We start from the raw sequence: 23245 nt of genomic DNA on the forward strand, positions 1-23245 counted from the left end.
TCGAGGTGACAGGTGACGGCAGAGGCTAGAGCGCGTAAATGAACGTGCTGAAGGACACATGAACAGGTGCCGCCCCGCCCACGTGAAAGGAACAATCCATGAGCAACAGCAAAACGCGCAGACCCTATCCCGGAACTACGACCGCCAAGTGCCTCGGCCCCTAGCCATAGGCCTCAGGAATCCACTGACAACACCAGCGAGATTCCTTCTAATTGTGCTTCCGGTTAGGCGGGCACGACCCAGTAGCGGCGTTTGCCGTTGCGGCTGTCTTCGTAGACGCCACCGTTCTTTTCGATTGTGGCCCGGGAACCGGCGTTATCTTCATCGCAAGTGAGGAGAATTCGGGCGATGCCCAGCTCCCTGGCAATTGGCAGGGCGTTGGCCAAGGCGGCAGCTGCGTGGCCGCGGCGCCGTGCGGAGGGCCTCACGCTGTAGCCGATGTGCCCACCCTGATTGAGAAGGAAATCGTTCAGCTCGTGCCGGATGGCCAGTGAGCCAAGGAAAGTGTCACCGTCCACGATCCACAGGTATGTGCAGGGTACGTACCCTGTTTTCCTCGGGCTCTCCGGCCGGGCATCGTTGACGAGGGCATCGACGAAGCGGCGGAACGACTGGTCATCTTCGAGTTCTTCCAGTGGCCAGTCCTCCGCACCCGCGCCGTCCCGGTGGGCGCCGTCAAATTCGGCGGATCCTTCCAGCCAGGAGGAGTGATAGATGACGTCCGGAGCGATAAGGCGAGGCATTACACGATCGTATTCGAAGGGTTCTCCTTTTCTCAGGAGTCGGTCCGGTCCTCGGTGCACCGGGCAAACCCTCAGCGCCCACCTTGCGCAAAGCCCGCAGGCCCGAAAGCGCCGCCGCATCCGCGCCGAAAGGGCCAACACGGGGCCCCTGGAACCGCTCTGTATTTCAGATCGGTAACGGATGCTCCTATGCTTAGCTGGAGCCTTTGTAAGGATTTGGGGGCGAGTAGTCGTGAGGAAACCGGTATATGAGTAGTGTTCTGACAATCCGCGGAGGCGTCCCGCTAACTGGCCGCGTCACCGTTCGCGGGGCCAAGAATCTTGTCCCCAAGGCCATGGTTGCCGCCCTTTTGGGCAATGAGCCATCGGTGTTGCGCAACGTGCCTGAAATTAAGGACGTCGAGGTTGTCACGAGCCTGCTCCAGCTGCACGGCGTCAGGGTGGACAAGGATCCCGTGACCGGCGATCTGACGCTTGACCCGAAGGGCGCCAAGACGGCCTCCAGCACGGCCATCGACGCCCACGCCGGCGATTCGCGCATCCCGATCCTGCTGTGCGGGCCGCTGATCCATGCCATCGGCGAGGCCTTCATCCCGGACCTGGGTGGCTGCAAGATCGGCGACCGTCCGATCGATTACCACCTCAATGTCCTGCGCCAGTTCGGCGCCGTCGTGGAAAAGCGCCCCGGCGGCATCCACATCTCCGCTCCCAACGGGCTCAAGGGCGCCAAGATTGCGCTGCCCTACCCGTCCGTGGGCGCCACCGAGCAGGTCCTGCTGAGCGCCACGCGCGCCGAAGGCATCACCGAACTCTCCGGGGCGGCCACCGAGCCGGAAATCGTGGACCTCATCGCGGTGCTGCAGAAGATGGGCGCCATCATCAGCGTCCAGACTGACCGCACCATCCGCATCGAAGGCGTCCGGGACCTCGGCGGCTACAACCACCGCGCACTCTCGGACCGCAACGAGTCCGCCTCCTGGGCTTCCGCGGCCTTGGTCACCCGCGGCGACATCTTTGTCGAAGGCGCCACCCAGCGCGACATGATGACCTTCCTGAACACGTACCGCAAGGTCGGCGGCGGCATGGACATCGGCGACGACGGCATCCGCTTCTACCACCGCGGCGGCAAGCTCAACCCCCTGGTCCTCGAAACAGACGTGCACCCCGGATTCATGACGGACTGGCAGCAGCCGCTCATCGTCGCCCTGACCCAGGCTGAGGGCGTTTCGATTGTCCACGAGACCGTCTACGAGAACCGGTTCGGCTTCACCGATGCACTGATCCGCATGGGCGCCAATATCCAGGTCCACCGCGAGTGCCTCGGCAGCGTGCCGTGCCGCTTCGGCCAGCGTAACTTCCTGCACTCCGCCGTCATCTCCGGTCCGGCGCAGCTCAAGGGCACCGACATCGACGTCCCGGACCTGCGCGGCGGATTCAGCCACCTCATTGCCGCCCTGGCCGCCACCGGCACCTCCCGCGTCACGGGAATCGACATCATCAACCGCGGCTACGAGCGCTTTACCGAGAAGCTCGCGGGCCTCGGCGCCGATTTCGACATCACCTCGGCCAAGTAGCGGGGGACCCGTGAAGGAATCGGCCAAGAGCCACGTCACGTTCGTGACAGTCGCCGGGATCATCCGGCCCGTGATGAACCTCCTCATGGGAAAGAAGTGGGAAGGCCTCGAAAAGCTCCCCGCCGGGGGCTTCATCGCCGCGCCCAACCACTGCACGGAAATCGACCCGTTGGTGGTGGGGCACATGCTCTACAACCAGAAACGGATGCCGCATTTCCTCGCCAAGGCCGGCCTCTTCAAGGTGCCGGTCCTTGGCGCCGTCCTGCGCTCCACCAAGCAGATCCCGGTGGAACGTTCGACGACGGGGGCGAACCGTTCGCTGCAACTCGCCAAAGAGATCGTGAACGAAGGCGGGGCGATCATCATCTACCCAGAGGGAACCCTGACCCGGGACCCGGCACTCTGGCCGATGAAAGGGCACACCGGTGCCGCGCGGATGGCACTGGAGAGCGGTATTCCCGTGGTGCCCATCGCCCACTGGGGTGCCCAAGAGGTCTTCCCGCGGTATGCGAAACGTTTCTACATTTTCCCCCGCAAGACCTCCCGCCTGGTGGTCGGGGATCCCGTGGACCTGAGCGCGTTTGAGGGCCACCCGCTGGACAAGGCGACGCTCGACGCAGCCACGAATGCCATCATGGACGCCATCACCGGCCTCCTGGCGGGATTGCGTGGAGAACAACCGCCCGCGCAACGCTGGAACCCGGCGGCGCACAACCAGTCCACACAGGGCCGCTTCGTCGAACGGGGCGGCGCCGAAGGTCAAGCCATCCAAGAGGGTGGCGCATCGAACGAGAACATTGGGGACAGCTCCGGATGACGGTTAACTTTGAACGAGCAACATCCGCCACCACCGTGGCCGTTCTGGGGGCAGGTTCCTGGGGTACAACCTTCGCCAAGGTTGTTGCTGACGCCGCCACGGCCTCCGGGGTCGAACGAACCATCCGCCTCTGGGGCCGGCGCCCCGAAATCGTGGACCAGATCAACACCCTGCACCGCAATGAGCAGTATCTGAACGGCATCACGCTGCCGTCCAGCATCACTGCATCGAAAGACGTATCCGAGGTCCTCTCGGGCGCGGAGCTGGTCATCCTGGCCGTGCCGGCACAAACCCTGCGGCCGCAACTGCAGGCCTGGAAAGAACATCTTGCACCTGGCGCCGTCGTGGTGTCCCTCATGAAGGGCCTCGAGCTCCACACCGATGCCCGCATGAGCGAGGTCATCAGCGCGGAGCTGGACCTGCCCGCCGACCGGGTCGCCGTGGTTTCCGGCCCCAACCTGGCCATGGAGATCGCACGGGAGGAACCAACCGCATCGGTGGTGGCCTGCACGGACCCGATCACGGCAGGCTGGATCGCCCGCAGTTGCACTGCCCCCTACTTCCGCCCCTACACCACAAGCGACGTGATCGGCGTCGAAATCGGCGGGATCGTCAAGAACGTCATCGCCCTGGCCGTGGGAATCTGCGAAGGAAAGAAGATGGGGGACAACACCAAAGCCTCCGTCATCACGCGCGGCTTGGCCGAAACCTCACGGCTGACCCTCGCCCTGGGCGGCGAAGCCCGGACCATGGCCGGGCTCGCGGGCCTGGGCGATCTCGTGGCGACCTGCTCCTCCCCGCTGTCCCGAAACCACACCGCCGGCAGGCTGCTCGGCAAGGGGCTAACCCTTGACCAGGTCACTGCCGAAATGAAGCAGACGGCTGAAGGCATCAAGTCCAGCCAGGCTGTCAACGAACTCGCCGGAAAGCTCGGCGTCGACATGCCGATCACGGCCGCCGTCGTCGCAGTCCTTGCCGGAAAACTGTCCGTCGATGAACTGGGTCCGCTGCTGCTGTCCCGGGACCTGAAAGCCGAAGGCGACCACTGAGAGTGTCAGGGAACATGACCACAAAAGACCGTCCGGTCCAGTCCAAACCCCGCGTGGCGGTGCTGTTCGGCGGCCGCTCCAGCGAGCACGCCGTCAGCTGCGTGACAGCCGCCGGCGTCCTGGGAGCCATCGACAAGGACAAATACGACGTCATCCCGATCGGGATCGCCAAGACCGGCCAGTGGGTTTTGGCGTCCGACGGAACCGACGAGTGGTCGCTCTCCGCCTCTTCGCTGCCCGAGGTGGCCCCCTCGGCGCAGACCGTCACCCTGGCCGAGATCGGCGGCGAGCACCAGCTGATCGTCGCAGCCCCGAACACCGTCCCGCAGGAGCTTGGCGCCGTCGACGTCGTCTTCCCGCTGCTGCACGGGCCCTTCGGCGAAGACGGCACCATCCAGGGCCTCCTGGAACTGTCCGACACCCGCTACGTGGGCGCGGGCGTGCTTGCGTCCGCCGTCGGCATGGACAAGCACTTCATGAAGGTGGTCTTTGAATCGGCCGGGCTCCATGTGGGACCCTACATCGCCGTGACTGACCGCCAGTGGCGCAACGATCCCGAGACCGTCCGCAAGCGCGTGGACCAGCTCGGCTTCCCGGTATTCGTCAAGCCGGCCCGGGCAGGGTCTTCCATGGGAATCTCCAAGGTGGACTCCCTCGAGGGCCTCGACGCCGCCATAGAGATCGCCCGCGAGCACGACCCCAAGCTGGTCATCGAGGCCGGCATCACGGGCCGCGAGATCGAATGTGCCGTGCTGGAGGGCCGGGGGACCGATGCTCCCCGGACGTCGATGCCGGGCGAGATCTCCGTCGCGGGCGGCGGCCATGAATTCTATGACTTCAACGCCAAATATGTGGACGACGCCGCAGCCCTCAGTTGCCCGGCCGACCTCCCCGAAGAAGCCATCACCCGTGTCCGGGAACTGGCCGCGGTCGCCTTTGACGCCGTCGGAGGCGAGGGACTGAGCCGGGTTGACTTCTTCTACACCCCTGATGGCGAACTGATCATCAACGAGATCAACACCATGCCCGGGTTTACGCCCAAGAGCATGTACCCGCAGATGTGGAAGGCCTCAGGACTGGGCTACGCCGACCTGATTGACGAGCTGATCCACCTGGCCCTGCACCGCAAGACCGGCCTGCGCTAGAACCGCGCTGTGCTGGAACCGGGCGGGCGCGGACGCGCCTGCCCGGGCCTACTTGCTGGTGGGGAGGTTCTGCAGATCCTCTTGACCCACACATTTCCGGGTTGCCGGGATCTTCAGCGCGGCGGCGGAGAGGTCCGCCAGCACGGTGGCCGAACTGATCTTGTCCGGGTCCATCAGGATCTCCGTGGCCGGTTCGCGGCCGAACGTGGTCAGCGTCCACACGGGGTCGCCTTCCTTGATGACCCAGTCGACGTCGTTGACGCTGACACAGCGGTCGGTCGTGGGTCCGGGAACGTTGACGCCGCAGCGCAGAATCACTTGGGACGGATCGCCCCAGGCCGCAGTGGCCTGTGCGTTGGTCTTCCGCAGCTTGGCATCGCCGATCGCGTCCGGCAGGGCCAGCATCATCGGCGCGCAGGCCGCGTTCGCGGCATCCTTGGCAGGCGTGACGTCGACAACCGGGGAACACGAGGTCAAGGCCAGGCCGGCTGCGGCGGCCGCCACAGTGAAGGACAGGCGCGCGGAAACCAGACGGCTGAAAGGGAGCATTGATCCAGCTTATCCCGGTCCGCGTGGCGCTATGGTCACGGCCCGGACTGCCCTATATCATGGCCCGGTGGCACTGAGGTGAACAGCTTGTCTTGCCGTCAAGTAGACTGGGGGGACCGTGCACCGCTGGGGTTTTGCCGACAACGACGTTAGTGATGGCCACGACCGCACAAACTTGATTCAATCTCGCACCTGGGGGAGGGCCTGTCGATGACGTCGCGCAGCCAAAAACTGAAGTCAGCACGCGTCGGGCTGGGAGCACTGCTCCTGGCCCTCTCCATCGCGGGAACGGCCGTTCCTGCCCACGCTGATGATCTAGGTCTTCCGGTCCCACCAGTAGTAGCGCCGGCCGAGCCGCCTCCTGCTCCGGCTCCCGATCCTGCTCCTGAACCCGTCCCTGCCCCGGAGCAGCCTGCTGACCCCGCTCCCGAGCCCGCACCGGCACCGGCACCGCCACCGGCACCCGCGCCCGCGCCCGCTCCCGTCCCCGCGGCACCCGCCCCGGCACCCGCACCCGCGCCCGCGCCTGCTCCCGCCCCCGTAACCGTGCCCACCGCCGCAAATCCCGCGCCGGTTCCCGGAGTAACCGCACCCCCGGCGCTGGCACCGGCCCTCGCACCGCCCGCGGCCAACCCCGCGCCGGTGGAAGAGGCCACCGCCGAAGCGTCGGCAACACCGACGCCCACACCTTCGCCGACATCAGCGCCGTCGACGGCCCCTGCGGTGATCGCCACCCCCAGCGAGCCCCCCGTCATGGTGAAGTCCGAAGTCAAGGCCGCCGTTGCGGTAGCCACCGGCAGCCCGCTGGGGATTCAGCTGATCACAGTCCTGATCCTGCTCGGTGCGGGTTTGGCCTACTTCCGTTTCCTCGGCGGGAAGACCATGGTCCGTCCCCGCCAGGGCGGGAAAGTAACACCCTAGACATGCGCCACGAATTCGTTGACCGCACACCACAAGGGACGCAGGCCGAGAGCCTGCGGATAACCCTGCTGACCCACTCCTACTGGCCGGAACAGAGCCCTCCCCAGCGCCGCTGGACCGCCATGATCAAGGAGTTTTCGGCATCCGGCTGGGACGTCGACGTCGTGACACCCGTTGCGCACTATCCTTTCGGCCGGCGGGCGCTGCCCCGCAAGATGGCCGGGAGGCCTTTCCAGCCGCAAAAAGGGCAGTTTACCGAGAAGATACTCCGCGTCCCTTACCTCCGCCACGGCAACTCCCGTGCGGCACGTTTGCTGGATCAGTGCTTTTCCGCGGCCCTGTCGGTTCCGGCCGGTTTCATGGTCCGCAAGCCCGACGTCGTCATTGTCACGGCGCCGGGGCTGCCCTCCCTGGCAGCCGGCTACATCCTGGCCAAGGCCCGCGGCGTGCCCCTGATCGTGGAAATGCGGGATGCGTGGCCGGACCTGGCCCGCGACGCCCGGCTGGTCCAGGGCAGCGTGAAAGGCGTCGTTGAACGCGTCGTGGATTTTGTCCAGCACCGCGCCGACCTCGTGGTCACCGTGACCGAGGGATTCGCCGCGACGCTTCGGGCGCGCGGCATCCGCAACGTAGCAACCGTCAGCAACGGCGTGCACCTGGACTCCATCCCCGTCATGGGACCGCCGGAACTCGACCGCGACGTCTTCGAAGCTTTGTACCTGGGGAACCACGGCGAGAGCCAGCGGCTGGACGTGGCCATCAGGGCAAGCGCCCTCGTGGGGGACTCCATGCACCTGCACTTGGTGGGCCACGGGACTCAGCGGCCGGCGCTGGAGAAACTGGCGCGGGAGCTGAAGGCCCCGGTCACGTTTCACGCACCCCTGACCGGGGACGCCATGCTTGAGCGCTATGCGTCGGCCGACACCTGCCTGGTGTCCCTTCGAGACGACTGGAAGTCCTTCGACACCACCGTTCCGTCCAAGACCTACGAAGTTCTGGCCATCGGCCGCCACATCACTGCTGTGGTGCGCGGCGAAGCGGCCCGCATTGTCATGGACGCGGAAGCCGGGGACATTGTTGCCAGTTCTCCGGAAGCTGTGGCGGATCTGTGGCGCGAGCTCGCAGCCGACCGAAGCAGACTGGTCCGCAACGGCGACAGCCGTCAGTGGGTTAAATCCAACGCAGAATATGGCCACCTCGCCAGCCGCTACATGCAACTCATCTCCGAGCTTCTGGCGGACGTTCCCAGCAAATGATCCAGCTCCTCAAGAATGCGCGGCTCGCCGCGAGTGTCATCAGCCAACACCTGGTTGATGACCCGGTTCTCCTGTACCTGCAAGCTGCCCGCCGTCTGCCCGCCGTCGTGCGCCCCTTCGGCCGGGTTGTCACCACCATCTTTCCGAGGACCTCGGTGGCGGCTCCCGTCATCCTCGCCGCGCTCAGCAACGGAAACGACGCCGACGCCAAGCGCCGCCTCGAACTGGCCGCGGATGGCCCCACCCAGGGGGAACCGGCCCGGCGCCTTGCGGACATAGCCCTGTCCGCCGGCCTGCTGGAGATATCGGACGACTTATTGGCCAAGGCAGGGAATGCTCGCGGCCTGAAGTCTGCGCGGGCCCGCAGATTGTGGCATGACGGGGACCTCAGCGGCGCCGTCAAGGCCCTCAATGGCTCCGGCGCTGCAGGACGGCGGCAGCAGGCACGCCTCGCCGGTGAGGCGGCGGTCTACGCCGGCGCAGCCCCGGTGCTCCGTCGGCAGGATTTCGAACCGGTTCCCGGCCGGGTCCTGCATTTGCTCACCAATTCACTGCCCCACACCGCCAGCGGCTACGCCCAGAGATCCCACTCCATCATGGTGGCCCAGCGGGAAGCGGGCTGGGGCGTCCTGGCGGTCACGCGGCTCGGGTACCCCGTTCAGGTCGGCAAATTCCTGGCGCGGGCCACCGACGTGGTGGATGGCGTCCGTTACCGGCGCCTCCTCCCGTCGCGGCTGGCCCGCACCATGGACGCGCGTCTGCAGCAACAGGCTGAGGAATTACTGCGGGTGGCCCTGCAATTCAGGCCGAGCGTTCTGCACACCACCACACACTTCGTCAATGGATTGGTGGTCCGGGCCGTGGCCGATGCCCTGGGCATCCCGTGGGTGTACGAGGTCCGCGGCCAGCTGGCAGACACGTGGGCCGCCACGCGGGGACCTGCGGCACGGGACAGCGAAAAGTACGCGCAATTCCAGGCCCGGGAAACCGAAGTCATGCGCGACGCCGATTTGGTGGTGACGCTGGGCCATGCGATGAAAGCCAATATTGTGGCCGCGGGCATTCCGGGCGGGAAGATCGTCATCGCTCCCAATGCCGTGGGCGGGGCATTCCTCGACCAGCCCGGGGACGCCGCCGACGCGCGCCGCGAACTCGGCCTGCCCGGGGACGGACTCTACATCGGCACGGTCAGCAGCCTGGTGGCGTATGAAGGCCTGGATGACCTGGTCAGCGCGTTCGCGCTCCTGGCGCCGGAATTTCCGCAGCTGCGCCTGCTGATTGTTGGGGACGGCGTGGCCGGTCCCGCCCTGCGGGAGCAGGTCCGGGGCCTCGGCCTGGCCGGGCGGGCGATCTTCACGGGCAGGGTGCCCCGGGATCAGACCCCGCTTTATCATCAGGCCCTGGACCTGTTCGTGGTGCCGCGCAAGGACCTGGACGTGACCCGTGCCGTGACCCCGCTCAAGCCGGTCGAGGCGCTGGCGAGTGCACGGCCGGTGGTTGGAAGCGACCTGCCCGCACTTCGGGAGATAATAGACGACGGCGGCAACGGGCTTCTGGTCCCTGCCGCGTCACCGGTCGAGCTTGCGCGCACGATCTCGGCGCTGTTGCTCGACGCGAGCCGACGGGCGTCGATGGGGCGCGCGGGCCGGGCCGCAGTCCTGGCCGAGAGGACCTGGGCGGCCAACGCCGAGGCGCTGGCCGCGCGTTACGCTGGGCTGCACCATGAACATGAGGAGATCGAGTAGTGTCCGCAGATAGTGCAATAGACCCGGAGCCGGTGGCTGTTCAGCCCCTCTCCGTGGACATGCGGCGGCTGACCCGTGTCGGTTCGCGGCCCAACTTCCTGGACTATCTTGTTCAGCTCTGGGACTTCCGACAGTTCATTTTTTACGATGCCCGCGCCCGGGTGCAAAGCGGAACGCGGCGAGATCGACTGGGCAGCGCATGGCTGCTCCTGAACCCCATTTTCAACGGCCTGACCTACTTTCTGATTTTCGGGTTGTTGCTCAAGACCAGCCGCGGTGTTGAGAACTACGTGGGCTACCTGGTGGTGGGAATCTTCGTGTTCCAGTTCAGTGCCGGTGCCATCACCTCCGGCGCACGCTCGATCCGGAGCAACAAGTCGATTGTTCAGGCATTTAACTTCCCGCGCGCCGCGCTCCCCATCGGCGCCAACGTGCGCGAACTGCTCTCGGCTGTGCCCCTCATGCTCGCCATGCTCCTGATCGTGGTGGTGCTGCCTCCAGCCGAGAACATCACCTGGCTGTGGGTACTGGTGGTACCGGCCATACTCCTGCAGTCGCTATTCAACCTCGGGGTGGGGCTCATCCTTGCCCGGGTTATCTCCCGCGTTCACGACGTCACGCACCTGCTGCCCTTCGCCCTGCGGGCGTGGATGTACGGATCCGCGATCTTCTACACCTACGAGCGTTTTGTCACGCATCCCCAAATGCTCGCCGCCATCAAGCTCAATCCCTTGTTCAACGTCATTGACATAATCCGGGATTGCGTCCTCTATGCCCGGGTTCCCCAGTGGCAGTCGTGGGCAATCCTTGCGGCCTGGGCCCTGGGAGCGCTGGCTGTTGGGCTTGTCTACTTCTGGAAGGGGGAGGAATCCTATGGACGCGGGTGAGAAGGAAATCTTCATCGAGGGACATCCATGCGTGGTCGTGGACAGCGTGCGGATGCGCTATCGCGTCGCCTCAACCGCTGCTTCGGACACGGACGCCGACACCGCCAAGCCCCGGTTCCTGCGCCGCGCCGTCAATAAGCCGCACATGGTGACCGTGCAGGCCCTGAACGAGCTCTCCCTGGTGGTGGAGCGCGGCGAATCCGTCGGCATCATTGGCCGCAACGGGTCCGGGAAAAGCACTCTGATGAAGATCATCAGCGGCCAATCCAAGCCGACGTCGGGGGCCGTGTATGCCTCCAGCACGCCGATCATGCTCGGCGTCAACGCAGCCTTGGTCCAAGACCTGTCGGGGGACCAGAACGTCATCCTGGGGTGCCTTGCCATGGGCATGAGCCGGGCCGAAGTGGACGAAAAGTTCAACAGTATTGTCGAACTGTCCGGACTCGAGAAGTCCATTCACTTACCGATGAAGTCCTATTCTTCGGGCATGGCGTCCCGCCTCCGGTTTGCCATCGCCGCGAGCGTCGATCCCGAGATTCTCCTGGTGGATGAGGCGCTCAATACCGGTGATGCCCAGTTTGGTGACCGCAGTAAATTGCGGATGGACGAGCTCCGCGAGCAGGCCGGCTGCGTCTTCCTGGTCAGCCACAGCCTGGACACGATCAAGGCAATGTGCACACGGGTGATCTGGCTCGACAAGGGCGATCTCATCATGGACGATGAGCCGGAAATCGCCATCAAGGCCTATCAGGACTTCACCCGTCACCTGTCCAAAGGCAACAACATCTCAGCCGCCAAGATTCTCGACGACGCCAAAGCGAATCTTGTGGCAACCGAGGTCCGTGGGCGGTCCTCACGCCGGAGCCGAGGCTGATGCCGGGTCTCCGGGAGGTCCGGAAAGGCCTGTGGCATCTGCGCAGGGGCGGTGTGGCGCAGTTCAAGACCTGGCGGTCCCGCGAGCGGACCGAACAGGGCTTCGCCGCGCCCCGCAACGTGCAGGGCGTGGAAGCGGCCTGGACGGGGCGGGGGCGCAAACGCCGGCTCTCGCTGATTCCGGCCTCCCTTCCACAGCACCAACCGTCCCGGCCCGACGTCCGGGCCGCGGTGATCCTGGACGACTTTTCCGCCCTGGCCTTCGGCTATGAGTGGACCACCAGCGCCGTGCACCCCCACACCTGGCGCAGCGATCTTGCATCCGACGCCGTCGACCTCCTGTTCGTCGAGTCGGCCTGGGCGGGAAACGGCGGCCTGTGGCGCGGAAAGCTGACCGGCCCCAGCGGGCCCAGCAGCGAGTTCCGCGAGCTGGTCCAGTGGTGCCGGGACCAGGGGATTCCCACCGTTTTCTGGAACAAGGAGGACCCGCCGCACTATGACGACTTCCTGCCCGCTGCCCGGCTGTTTGACCACGTCTTCACCTCTGATTCCGGCCGCATAGCCCAGTACACCGAGGATCTCGGGCATGACCGCGTCGCCGTGCTCCCGTTCGCGGCACAGCCGGCCATCCACAACCCCGTGCGGCCCGGACACGGCCGGCACCAGCGGGACGTTGCCTTTGCCGGGATGTACTTTGCCCACAAATATCCCGAACGCCGTGCCCAGATGGACCTCCTGCTCGGCGGGGCGCTGGACGCGTCCACCCGGATGAAGACGGGGCTGGAAATCTTCTCCCGCCAGCTCGGCGGCAACGCCGAGTACCAGTTCCCGGCACCGCTGGACTCGCACGTGGTCGGTTCGCTGACGTACGCGCAGACGCTGTCCGCCTACAAGGCCTACAAGGTCTTCCTCAACGTCAATTCCGTTGTGGACTCGCCCAGCATGTGCGCCCGGCGCATCTTTGAAATCTCGGCGTCCGGGACACCGGTGATCACCGCGCCCAGCCAGGCCATGGGACAGTTTTTCACCCCCGCGGCCGTGCCCGTGGCCGCCACCCGCAAGGAAGCGGAGCACCTCACCCGGGCGCTGGTTTCCAACCCGGAGCTGAACGACCGCACGGCCCACCTGGCCCAACGCACCATCTGGTCGCATCACACGTACGCCCATCGGGCGGCCACTGTCTTGCACTATGCCGTGCCAGCAATCGCGGCGGGCGCGTCGCGGCCGTCAGTGTCCGTTCTGTTGCCGACCATCCGGCCTCAAAACCTGGAACATGTCTTCCGGACCCTGGCCGGCCAGCGCGGCGTGGAGCCGGAGCTGGTGCTGCTCACCCACGGCTTCCAGCTCTCCGCCGAACGCCTGGCGGAGCTGTCAGAAGAGTCCGGGCTCCGCAACGTCGTGCTTCTCGAAGCACCGCGGGACGTGTCACTGGGGGAGTGCCTGAACATGTGCGTCGCCGCGGCCAGTGGGAAGGTCCTCACCAAGATGGACGACGACGACCACTACGGCCCGCACTATCTGAGTGACCAGCTCCATGCCCTGTCCTACTCCGCCGCCGATGTTGTGGGGAAACAGGCCCACTACATGCATCTTGAGACGACGAACGCCGCGATCCTGCGGTTCGCGGCCCGGGAACACCGGTACACCGACTTCGTGATGGGGCCAACCATCATGGCCCACAGGGAAGTTTTCACGGACCACCCCTTCCTTCATGTCAGCATCGGCGAGGACACAGGATTTCTCCGTGCCGCCCATGCCGCCGGTAGGATCATTTACTCGGCGGACCGCTTCAACTACTTCCAGGTCCGCACCGGTGACGGACACACCTGGCAGGTGGAGGACGCAGAGCTGCTCGCGTCCGGAGACTTGAAATTCTATGGAAAGTTAAATGAACATGTTGACATCTAAGGCTGCCGAGACCGAGGCACCCATCAGGACAGTCGCCGTCGTCGGACTTGGTTACATCGGGCTGCCCACAGCGGCCATCCTGGCCACCAACGGTCTCGAGGTGATCGGCGTCGACGTCAATCCGGGCACCGTGACCGCCATCAACAACGGCGACGTGCCCTTCGTGGAACCTGACTTGGGCGTCCACGTCGCGGGCGCGGTCAGCCAGGGGCGGCTCCGGGCCCAGCTCGAAACGCCCGCCGCGGATGCCTACATTGTGGCCGTGCCGACCCCGTTCAAGGCGGACAAGTCGGCCGACATGTCCTACATTGCTGCCGCCGCCCGCGCTATCGCCCCGCAGCTGAGCGGCGGGGAACTGGTGATCCTGGAGTCGACGTCGCCTCCCGGCAGCACGCGCCGGCTCGCCGAGCTGATCCTTGGGCTGCGCCCGGACCTCAGCCTGGACGGCCACGACGGGAAGCCGAAGCTTTTGGTGGCGCACTGCCCCGAAAGGGTGCTGCCGGGCCGGATCATGATCGAGCTGGTGACCAACGACCGGGTGGTGGGCGGTCTTACATCTGAGGCTGCGGAAGCCGCCGCCGCCCTGTACGCAGTGTTCTGCCAGGGCGAAATCCATCTCACGGACGCCGCAACGGCGGAGATGTCCAAGCTCGTCGAGAACGCCTACCGCGACGTCAACATTGCCTTCGCGAACGAGTTGTCCGTCATCAGCGACAACCTGGACATCGATGTGTGGGAACTCATCCGCTTGGCCAACCACCATCCCCGGGTCAACATCCTCCAGCCCGGCCCCGGCGTTGGCGGCCACTGCATCGCCGTGGACCCCTGGTTCATCGTGGCCGCCGACCCCGGGAATTCGAGGCTGATCCGGACCGCCCGCGAGGTCAACGACGGCAAGCCTGGCTACATTGTGGAACAGGTCCGGACGGCGGTCGGCGACGACAGCCGTCCGACTATTGCCTGCCTGGGCCTGGCGTTCAAAGCAAATATCGACGACGTCCGGGAATCTCCGGCCGTGGAGATCGTCCGGCGTGTGGCCATACAGCATCCGGATGCCGAGATTCTGGTCGCAGCACCGCACAAGGATCACCTGCCGCAGGAACTCGCAGTGATTGAGAACATCCGGCTGGTGGAAACGGACAAAGCCATTGAGGCTGCCCAGGTAGTGGTGCTGCTGGTGGACCACGACAAATTCCGCGACATCGAGCCCGGCACCCTCGAAGGCAAGCGGCTCATCGATACCCGCGGTTTCTGGCGCTGACGGAACAGGCGAAACTGACACTCGATGTTCAGGTAGAGGTTTCGCGTGCAATAAAGAAAATGGGGACAAATTGAATTCTGATCCAACTGCCAGGCTGCTTCCCGCCGGCAGGCATTTCGCGGTGACGTGGAGCCTGCCGTCGGAATTTGCGGGACGAACGAACGCCATGTTGCATCGTTCACGATCCTTCGCGTCCGAGGGTGGGGCTCCTGTCGACATCCTGACTTTCGACGACTTCCGGGACTATTCTGTTCTCCGCGAAGTGTTGACAGACAGGGGTTTCCTGTCGGAAGGCACACGCATCCTGAATCTCTGGGAAGACCTCCCAGCCATGGCTGAATTCATCGGCTCCCAGCCGGCGCTTGACTCGGAATCCGAAGAGGGCACATTTGCTTCGTATTCTCCGTTGGCTATCCAGCCTTCCGCGAAGCTTGTCGAGTTGGAGGGCCCTCATAAGCGTCTGGCCCGCTACGCGGACGACGGGAAGACGCTGTTGCAGGTCGATCATTTTCGCCCGGACGGCTCGCTCCTCTTATCGGATCGGCACGATGCGAAGCTGCTGGGGGTGCACGGGGGCCGGTCGCTAACACTTTGTGACGCTGCAGGCCTTCCGCTTCAGGAGTGGGGATCGGCCTGGGGTTTGTATCGATCGTGGCTCGACTACGTGCTGGCGGGGGAGCAAGCGTACTTTGTGGTCGACAACAAGAACACGGCGCGCTTCATGGCGAGTTACCAGCGTGAACACGCCGTGGTGCTCTATCAAGTCCATGAGAACCACTTGGAAGACCCCTCCGCAGGCTTCGCCTCGGAGCTTACCGCCTCCGCTGAGGAAGTGTTCCCTCGCTTGGAAGGCTTCGACGGTGTTATATTCCTCACCGAGCAACAGGCCGTTGATGTGCGCCGGAGGTATGCACAGGCCGGTAACTGGTATGTGATCCCGAACGGACGGTCCCTTGCCGCTGCGCCGGAGGCTGACAGCGCGCGCAGCGAACGAACTGGAATGCACGCCGCGACCCTCAGCCACCGGAAACGCGTTGACCATTCCGTCAGGGCCATCCACTTGGCGAACACCACGTTGTCGGCCCCCGTCGGGTTAAAGATCTTCGGCGATGGGTCCCAGCGGTCCCGGTTGGAAGAACTGATCACCGATCTCAGCGAAACCGAAAATGTTCAGCTGATGGGCCATGTCACGAACGCCCAAACTCATTTCAAAGACGCGTCCTTTTCGCTGCTGACCAGCACCTCCGAGGCATTTGGCCTGGTAATTGTGGAGAGCATGGCCGCCGGGTGCATCCCTATTGCTTATGACCTGCCGTACGGACCCGCCTCTATCATCACCAATGGCGTCAATGGTTTTCTTGTGGAGTATGGCAACGTCGAGGAACTTGCACGCTGCATAGCCGAGTTCGTCGACATGTCTCCGTTGCAAGTCCAGGAGATGCGCCAGGCTGCGCGAACCAGGGCCGACGACTTCTCCGATGCGAATGTCGTGCGGCAATGGGTGGAGGCCATGAATCATGCAGCTGAGGGCAAGCGAACCAAAGGGAACGACCACACGGTAGAGATAGAAGACTCAGCGTGTTTGTACAGCGCGGGTGGTGGCCTGGAGGTGCGCGCCACCCTAAGACTGCACCTGCAACAGCCGATTTGGCAGGCACGCGTCCCGGCCTTCTACTGCAGGCTCCGTCTCCGGCCTGGTGAAGCATTCTTCCGCGTTGCATCAACAGGCTTTAGCAAAGACGCATCCGGCAGGTATGCCGTCAGATTCCCGTTCGAGTCGGACGTTCTTAATGCCATGGGCGGCAGCACGGCCGACGTCTTTCTTGAGACGAGAATCGGCGAGGCTACTAGGGTGACACGGATGCCGTTGGCGGAAGTCAAAGCAGCTCCCCGTGTGTATGCAACAGTGCACGGCAACATGAGTATCAGCTTCGCCTGACCTCATACTTGAAAACCACAGATACGAGTCACAAATGTCTTCAACAAATAACCAGCTGCGTTCGCCGATAGAACTACCGTCGGGGTATCACTGTGCTGTCACGTGGGGGATACCCGCGGACTTCGGCGGGATGACCAGCGCTCTTCTGCGACGCTCGAGGGCCTTTGTCCGTGAAGCCGGAGTGCCGGTCGACGTCCTCACCTTCGAATACGACAACGGGCTCGACGACTTGCGCTGCGAGATGCAGGTTGCGGGCGAACTGGTTCCGGGCATGCGTCTGCGGAATCTCTGGGAAGAACTGGCAGCCCTGCCGGACCTGGACGTGTCTGCGGCTCGCGGAGACAAGAACCTTGTGGGAACTTTCGCGCCAATCTCTGACGAGGAACCCCATACTGCGGAAATTTCCCGGGGATCCCTCGGACGGAGAATACGCCTCGATGCCGCGGCGGAAAAAACGCTTCAAATTGATTATTTCCGTGCGGACGGGAGTCTTTTCGTCTCGGATCAGCGCGACATCAACGACCGGGGTGTGGAGGGCGGCCGGCTTATTACCCTTTGTGACCACAACGGGGAGCCAGTAGCAGGCTGGAACAAGATGTGGCCTCTGTACCTTCTCTGGCTGGACATGGTTGTGGGCACCCAGGAGACCTTCATGATCGTGGACAGTAAGACCACCGCGAATTTCATCACGCGTTTCCGCCGCGACAATGTGGTGACCCTGCACCTTATCCACAATTCGCACATGGCATCCGGCCAGGTACCCCCGAACGGCGAGTTGAGCTCCGTACGCCGTTATGTCTTTGAGCGGTTGGATACCTATGACGGGATCGTGCTGCTGACTGAGCGCCAGAAGGATGATGTGGATGCGGCGTTCGGGCCCGGCAACACATTCGTGGTGCCCAACAGCACCGAACTACCGGAACAACTGCCGTCTTCGGTCGGACGCTCCCAGGACCACGGGGTGATGCTGGCGGGCCTTACGCACCGTAAGCGGATAGACCACGCCATACGAGGAATTGGGAAGGCAAATGCCCTGGCCGGAGCGCCGTTCGACCTGACCATCTATGGCCAAGGACCGGTCCGGAAACAGCTGGAGACACTCATCTCCAAGCTTGGCCTGAGCCAGAGTGTCCACCTTGGCGGCTTTGACAGCGAGCCCAGGAAGCGGCTATCGCAGGCTTCGTTCATGCTTCTGACCAGCCGCATGGAAGGCCTCCCGCTGGTGCTCCTGGAAGCGATGAGCGTTGGCTGCATTCCGATCGCGTACGACATGCCCTACGGACCGGCCGACATCATTGTTGATGGTGTCAATGGATATTTGGTCGAGGCTGGGGATATCGAGGGGCTGGCCGAGCGGATCGCCCGGCAGGGATCACTTTCGAGCGTGGAAATGGAAGCCATGCGGCAGGCCGCCAGGGAGACCGCTGAGCGCTTTGATGACCGCTCCGTGACACTCCAATGGGGCCGTGTGATGTCGCAGGCCGTTGACCGCAAACTGCACCAGACGGCGGGATCGCTCTCCTCGTAGCGTCAAGAGCAAAAGGCAGAGGACCCGTGGTTCTGTTCGGCTGGATGTAGGTGAAATCCAGCCGGACAGAACTACGGGTCCTCAATTTACGTGCGCGGGAACTGTCTCCTAGGGGAGCTGTACTGTCGCTTTGACCATGTTGTGATCAGAGGGAATGGTTCCTATGAAGTTCCCACTCGAATCGACATTGACCACGGTGCGCCACTCGACCACGCGCATCTTAGACGTGAAGATGTAGTCCAGGTAGGTGCCGTTGCCCCATGAGTTGCGCGCGTTCGCGAGACGGTTGAAAGCGTTGAAGCTGTCGTAGTTCGCAGCCACCGTCTTCTCAGCTGTCGCCGTTCCGCTGGGCAGATCGGAGGCATATGTGTTGCCGAGCGGATCAATATATCCGGCTGCAGTCAGGACGTCGTAAGGGGCATTTGTCGGTGCTGTCCATTTGTGCGAGTTCAAGTCGCCGGTCAAGAGCACGGGGAAGTTGCTGGGATTCCGTTTCTTGACTTCCGCTGTGATGGCTTGTGTCTGCCTCTTACGCAGGTCCTGGAGATCAGTTCCGCCGCCGGGCTCCAGGTGCGTGTCGCCGACAAAGAATTTCTTGTTTGTCGACTTTTGGGTGAAGATGCCCCAGGCCAAGTAGCGGGGGTTGTCTGTTGCCCGGATTACCGGAAGTGCCAGGGAACCCTGGCTGATCAGGGACACCTTGGAAGCATTGTAGAAAAGCTTCGTGCCCTGCGAGGCGCCCTTATCGGCGTACACGCAGGCAGTGGGCGTAGTGTCCTTCACGCAGTTATTGCGCTTGTTATTGGCCAGCTGGTAGTTGGCGCCGGCCGCTTGGAGCCGCTCTTGGAGATCCTCAAATTGGGAGACCCCACCGGGCCTTGAGTCATCCTTGAGCCACCCCTGGGAAGCTTCCTGTACACCCATCACGTCTGGCATCTGCGCCTTGATATTAGCGACGACGGCGGCCCGGCGGCCGGCCCACGTCAGTTCATTGGCGGCTCCCGCGAAGCAGTTGGCACACTTCACGTTGTAGCTTGCAACCGTTAGTGGATTGACCGCGGGGGCTATCACGAGTGCAGCCTTTGTTTTGGCGGTTATGGGGGCAGAATACGAACTTAGATTCGTAGTGCCGTCCGCAGAGATGACCCTGACCCGAAAGTAATAGGTGGTGTTGCTTTTAAGTCCGCGCATCTCGGTGGAAGTGGTTGTGTACCGGTTATAGGTCGAGTCCGAAAAGTCGGCTTTGGCGGAGTACTGGACACGATATCTCGGCGCGCCGCTAACAGCGTTCCAGGAAAGGAAGACGGACGTGTTTGTTTGAGCGGGCGACTTGAGACCAGACGGGGCCGGAGTGGCGGCATTTGCACCGGGGGCGCCGAAAGGAAGGAGGAGTATTGCCATGATCAGAATAGAGAGCGGACGAAGACGAAACGTTGAGCCGCGACTGTTTGTTGGCATGCGAGACCTTATCAATGGGACGTTGGCACCAGAAAGGCACGAGACGGTGCGAATAAATGCTGTGTTTAGGCGATGCAAGGTGCTGTGGGACACCATAGTCTGGCATGCGCTAATCCATCAGCACAACGCGCAAGGCCATACTGTGATTTAGCCCTCAATTACTCACACCCTGCTCTTGGATGATAAGTGCTCTCTGGCCCCTCGCGGGCCATATTGCGGAAAAACTGCGATTCACCTGCGGTTGGCCGACTCCTATTCTCCTTCGGCCTGCACATGCCTGGGACCGCACTACGGTAAGGTTGCTGATGGTCCAGACGGCGGGCATTAGGGACACTGAGGGACAGCAATGACGGTAATACTGAAGGGCCAGGACGTCCGGGAGTACTCGGACGCAAAAGGGAACAGAATTGTGGGGTCGCCCGCTTGCTCCCCTGGCGCCTCGATAGAGTTCAAGGGCTCCAATTGCCTGGTCGTCTTTGGAAAGGGATCCAAGTTCGGCGGATCGATTGTTTTTCACCGGGACAACTCATCGGTGACGATGGGGGAGTGGGCTTGGTACCGGGGCCGGATCACCTTGGGCCTGGACTGCACTGTTTCAATGGGCGACAAGTTTTACAGCGGGTTTGACCTGCAGATAACGACGGCGGAAGGCGCAAACATTACGTTCGGCGATGATGTGCTGATCGCCAACCAGTGCCGCATCCGCGCCGACGATTCCCACCCGATCTATGACGGCGTCACGGGTGAGCGCATCAACCATTCCGAGTCCATCACGGTCGGTGACCATGTGTGGATAGGCCAGGAAGTTTTCGTGATGCCTGGCTCTACGATCGGTAGCGGGTGCGTGATCGGGGCACGAAGTGTTGTCACACGGTCGCGCCCAGTCCCGCCGTTCACTCTCGCCCTGGGGTCGCCGGCCACGGTTCATCGCGAAAAAATTAATTGGGTCCGCAAGCATCTCCAAATGAACGAGATTCCGGACTCCGTCCCTTCGATCTTTTCTGCTGATGAGCTAGTTGGAGGCTAGTCCCTCAGTCACGAGTCCGACGGCGGGATTGTCGTCCGGCTCCTGACCCCTCACATAAAGATTATTGATAATCCGGAGAAGCGCCGAAGCAGTCGCGCTCGGAACCGCCTCAAGTCGAACTCGCGCGACTATATATTTCCCCGACCTAAAAACGCAGCCGGTTTGGGAAACCACTCTCTCCAGTAGCTTCTGGCCGTCGGCATCCCTGGCATGCAACTTGACAACAATGTCATCGTCGGTCAGTACCATATCGATCGCGACTCGCCGGCGGCTCCATTCCATGTCCAGGACCAGGCAGCGAGTGGAATAGAACCATAGCTTTGCGGGACGCAAACTGAGCGTCTTGTCCTGTTCCAGTATCGTCTGAAGTGCAACCAGGGTTTTGTGGGGGACCACCAGCATGGGACTATCCGCAGCGACTGGTCTGTCAACCTCAGCCGCATCCAGGTCAAAGGCATGCCTCACCGCATCTACGAGGGCTTCATCGGTCCGTTGATTACTTGGCGTGAACTTTCGCGTGCCCGTTCGAGACCGCTTCCAGTCAGAACTAATGGCCATGAAGTGTCGGTGCATCACGTCTGTGGTCTCTGTGGTGTCGGCGCCCGGGACGCCATGTGTTTTCCACTGTGCTACTTCGGGGATATCGGCAGGCCTTGCTGCCCACTTGGCAGTAGCGTTCCCCCTCGAAACGTCATAGGTTGAAAAGTCCGAATGCCGAGGGACGCGTCCGGGCACGGCCGACGTCTTTTCGATCCATCGGCCGGGGTACCGGAGCACCGGAGCCGAAGAGGAGTCCAGAACGTCGAAAACGGATTTCCTGTCGTTGGCCAGGACTAGCTCGTCGACGTCTGCGTTGATGACTGCTTTGGCCGCGGGGAGAAATCTCCACCGTGCGTGTTCCATAATCCCGTATTCACAGAAATCCGAGTCCCAAGGGGCATCGTTCAATCCGTCCCAACTGCCGCCCTGGGGGCCGAACTTGAAAGGCCAGCGCACGACTACTACTGACGTGAGCCCGTCAACGGATCCGACAGTCTGCAGGACTTCCTCAGGTGAGTAGGCAGTCGAGCCGTTATCGTAAATCAGTAGGCCGGTGATGCCATGGTGCTTGACGTGGAATTCCGCCCAATCGCGGATCCAGATCAAGTGGTTGTCTTTAGACTTCGTGAACAGGACATTCAACCCGGCGAAAACCTCTCGCAGGTCAGAGCCTACGGAAGTAGAAATCGAGAATTCATCCGACAAGATCGAAATGAACGTGGGTCCCTGCGGCGACTGAAGAAATGACCGTTGCGTGCGGTCCATATCTTCAAGATGCGCCGGAAGAACCCGGCCACTGTCGTCAAAGAATTCAGCGCGATCAAGCGCCGCCTTCAAATTGAGGAGCGGTGGTCCAGAAAGCACGATTCTATCATCGGATTGAAAGACGTCGTAAAAGAGGGTCGTAGAATCGAATTCCTCACTGTAGCTGTGTTGTCTCTGATTGAGGGGCCTGGGCGCGGATCGCACCAGAGGAATCGCCCCGGCCATCGTGATTGAGGATGGCTCTACAACCATCCGAACATTTTGTTTGCGCGCCATGGACAGCGTTCATTCTCTCTCTGCATGTGAAAATTCATCAAATGGACCAGGCGGATCTTCACCCCTGGTTTCCAGCTCCGCGAATAAACTTTTTTGATTATATTTATCCGGGGCCCGCCAAGAGGCCTCCGTGTTTTGGACCGAGCTTGAAGTGTCTGTCCCTGTGGCCGCTTCCGTCAAAGCCAAACCCGTTGGAATCCTCTCCAAACCGTGGTGCAAGTCCCTCGGCAAGTATTGTTAGGAGGGAAACGACGAACGGTACATTGTAGTGGAGCGTCTGAAGATGATTTCGGGTCAGATCTGACGCTGTCGAGATGAGGCTAAAATTCGAGTAACGACGGAAATAAGGCAGAACCTCATCGAGATAATCTATGCAATGGGGATCGTAGGGAGAAGTGATCAGGTATATGTTTCGATCTCTGTTGGAGTCGGACCGGACAACTTCTGGAACTAACGAATTTAGCCACTCGATGTCCGTCGCGAGCGTATTGCCGCTCATGTACTCGATGATCGCCGATCTTTTTCGATTCAACAGGTAGGAACCTATGGCGAGCTGGGGCGTTAGCGCCAATATATTTTTGGCATTGCACCTAATTCCAAGACGCAGGGCGGCCGAACCACCCTTGGACATCCCCACCATCGTGCAGTCGCTGCTGCTCAGGCCTAGTTGATCTATTACTTCAGAGATGAGCTGCGAAACCGCCACCTCGATTTCGAAGTTACGATTCTCCGTCAGGTAATAGGAATACTCCGCGCCAAAGTCGTCGTAGATCCAAAGGAGATTCGCCCGGTTATGGGCCAGCAGTGGACCGTCGTGGTCGAAGTCCAGCCAACTCCTATCGGCCCGGATGGAAGTAAATATCACAATGAGGTGCTTAGCCCCCTTCCGCGCGGCTCGAAACTTGAAGTTTACGGGACGCGCGGATGACGTATATGGACTAACCAACTTCATATGGACTTCTCATTCCTTCCGGGATTCGCTAC

The 23245-nt window shown here is 62.5% G+C and carries 19 protein-coding genes; 14 read left to right on the top strand and 5 right to left on the bottom strand.

The features are described 5' to 3' along the window. Window positions 1–224 precede the first annotated feature (224 nt). Window positions 225–743, bottom strand: coding sequence for a GNAT family N-acetyltransferase (locus AC1DN2_RS01400; protein WP_476848915.1), 519 nt, complete (start codon window positions 741–743; stop codon window positions 225–227). 248 nt (window positions 744–991) lie between these two features. Here AC1DN2_RS01400 and murA point away from each other — a divergent pair, with 248 nt between their 5' ends. From murA to AC1DN2_RS01420, 4 genes are read left to right on the top strand one after another with little or no spacing between them, the layout of a single operon-like run. Next, entirely contained in the window at window positions 992–2317 is a 1326-nt protein-coding gene (murA, locus tag AC1DN2_RS01405) for a UDP-N-acetylglucosamine 1-carboxyvinyltransferase (RefSeq protein WP_028278332.1), read from the top strand. Between the two features lie 10 nt (window positions 2318–2327). Next, entirely contained in the window at window positions 2328–3134 is an 807-nt protein-coding gene (locus tag AC1DN2_RS01410) for a lysophospholipid acyltransferase family protein (protein WP_476848916.1), read from the top strand. After that, on the top strand, window positions 3131–4183 hold the full coding sequence (locus AC1DN2_RS01415) for an NAD(P)H-dependent glycerol-3-phosphate dehydrogenase (protein ID WP_476848917.1): 1053 nt from the start codon (window positions 3131–3133) through the stop codon (window positions 4181–4183). Before AC1DN2_RS01410 ends, AC1DN2_RS01415 begins: the two co-directional genes overlap by 4 nt. 14 nt (window positions 4184–4197) lie before the next feature. Then, entirely contained in the window at window positions 4198–5328 is a 1131-nt protein-coding gene (locus tag AC1DN2_RS01420; RefSeq protein WP_476848918.1) for a D-alanine--D-alanine ligase family protein, read from the top strand. A gap of 48 nt (window positions 5329–5376) precedes the next feature. Here AC1DN2_RS01420 and AC1DN2_RS01425 read toward each other — a convergent pair whose 3' ends face one another. Further along, window positions 5377–5877 (bottom strand): DUF3515 family protein, encoded by a 501-nt coding sequence (locus AC1DN2_RS01425; protein ID WP_476848919.1) that lies wholly within the window; start codon window positions 5875–5877, stop codon window positions 5377–5379. A gap of 546 nt (window positions 5878–6423) precedes the next feature. Here AC1DN2_RS01425 and AC1DN2_RS01430 point away from each other — a divergent pair. The 9 genes from AC1DN2_RS01430 to AC1DN2_RS01470 all read left to right on the top strand — a co-directional run bounded on the left by AC1DN2_RS01430 (window position 6424) and on the right by AC1DN2_RS01470 (window position 18195). Beyond that, window positions 6424–6798, top strand: a complete 375-nt coding sequence (locus AC1DN2_RS01430; protein WP_476848920.1) for a hypothetical protein — start codon at window positions 6424–6426, stop codon at window positions 6796–6798. A 2-nt stretch (window positions 6799–6800) separates the two neighbouring features. Then, window positions 6801–8054 (top strand): glycosyltransferase family 4 protein, encoded by a 1254-nt coding sequence (locus tag AC1DN2_RS01435; protein WP_476848921.1) that lies wholly within the window; start codon window positions 6801–6803, stop codon window positions 8052–8054. Further along, window positions 8051–9799: a glycosyltransferase family 4 protein gene (locus AC1DN2_RS01440; RefSeq protein WP_476848922.1), complete on the top strand. Its 1749-nt coding sequence runs from the start codon at window positions 8051–8053 to the stop codon at window positions 9797–9799. The genes AC1DN2_RS01435 and AC1DN2_RS01440 overlap by 4 nt, the downstream gene beginning before the upstream one ends. Beyond that, the gene (locus AC1DN2_RS01445) at window positions 9799–10686 is read left to right on the top strand and encodes an ABC transporter permease (protein WP_476848923.1); all 888 of its coding nucleotides are present in this window, start codon (window positions 9799–9801) and stop codon (window positions 10684–10686) included. Before AC1DN2_RS01440 ends, AC1DN2_RS01445 begins: the two co-directional genes overlap by 1 nt. Further along, complete coding sequence (locus tag AC1DN2_RS01450) at window positions 10673–11560, top strand: ABC transporter ATP-binding protein (RefSeq protein ID WP_230010917.1); 888 nt, start codon at window positions 10673–10675, stop codon at window positions 11558–11560. Before AC1DN2_RS01445 ends, AC1DN2_RS01450 begins: the two co-directional genes overlap by 14 nt. Next, complete coding sequence (locus AC1DN2_RS01455; protein WP_476848924.1) at window positions 11560–13467, top strand: glycosyltransferase family protein; 1908 nt, start codon at window positions 11560–11562, stop codon at window positions 13465–13467. Before AC1DN2_RS01450 ends, AC1DN2_RS01455 begins: the two co-directional genes overlap by 1 nt. Then, a complete protein-coding gene (wecC, locus tag AC1DN2_RS01460) occupies window positions 13448–14728 on the top strand; it encodes a UDP-N-acetyl-D-mannosamine dehydrogenase (protein ID WP_476848925.1) in 1281 nt (426 codons plus the stop codon). The genes AC1DN2_RS01455 and wecC overlap by 20 nt, the downstream gene beginning before the upstream one ends. Before the next feature lie 70 nt (window positions 14729–14798). Then, complete coding sequence (locus AC1DN2_RS01465) at window positions 14799–16667, top strand: glycosyltransferase (RefSeq protein ID WP_476848926.1); 1869 nt, start codon at window positions 14799–14801, stop codon at window positions 16665–16667. A gap of 181 nt (window positions 16668–16848) precedes the next feature. Next, complete coding sequence (locus AC1DN2_RS01470; protein WP_476848927.1) at window positions 16849–18195, top strand: glycosyltransferase; 1347 nt, start codon at window positions 16849–16851, stop codon at window positions 18193–18195. Window positions 18196–18303: 108 nt separating this feature from the next. On the opposite strand, the gene AC1DN2_RS01475 is transcribed toward AC1DN2_RS01470, so the two are convergent. After that, the gene (locus AC1DN2_RS01475; RefSeq protein WP_476848928.1) at window positions 18304–19653 is read right to left on the bottom strand and encodes an endonuclease/exonuclease/phosphatase family protein; all 1350 of its coding nucleotides are present in this window, start codon (window positions 19651–19653) and stop codon (window positions 18304–18306) included. Window positions 19654–19999: 346 nt separating this feature from the next. Between AC1DN2_RS01475 and AC1DN2_RS01480 the strand changes: the two genes are divergently transcribed. Then, window positions 20000–20680, top strand: coding sequence for an acyltransferase (locus tag AC1DN2_RS01480; protein WP_476848929.1), 681 nt, complete (start codon window positions 20000–20002; stop codon window positions 20678–20680). Here the strand turns inward: AC1DN2_RS01480 and AC1DN2_RS01485 are convergent. Continuing rightward, the gene (locus tag AC1DN2_RS01485; protein WP_476848930.1) at window positions 20666–22237 is read right to left on the bottom strand and encodes a hypothetical protein; all 1572 of its coding nucleotides are present in this window, start codon (window positions 22235–22237) and stop codon (window positions 20666–20668) included. The genes AC1DN2_RS01480 and AC1DN2_RS01485 overlap by 15 nt on opposite strands. Window positions 22238–22364: 127 nt before the next feature. Beyond that, window positions 22365–23213 carry a hypothetical protein gene (locus AC1DN2_RS01490; protein WP_476848931.1) on the bottom strand — a complete coding sequence of 283 codons (849 nt, stop codon included), beginning with the start codon at window positions 23211–23213 and terminating at the stop codon, window positions 22365–22367. Between the last annotated feature and the right edge of the window lie 32 nt (window positions 23214–23245).

This window comes from Arthrobacter sp. 01L42, from assembly GCF_056400005.1.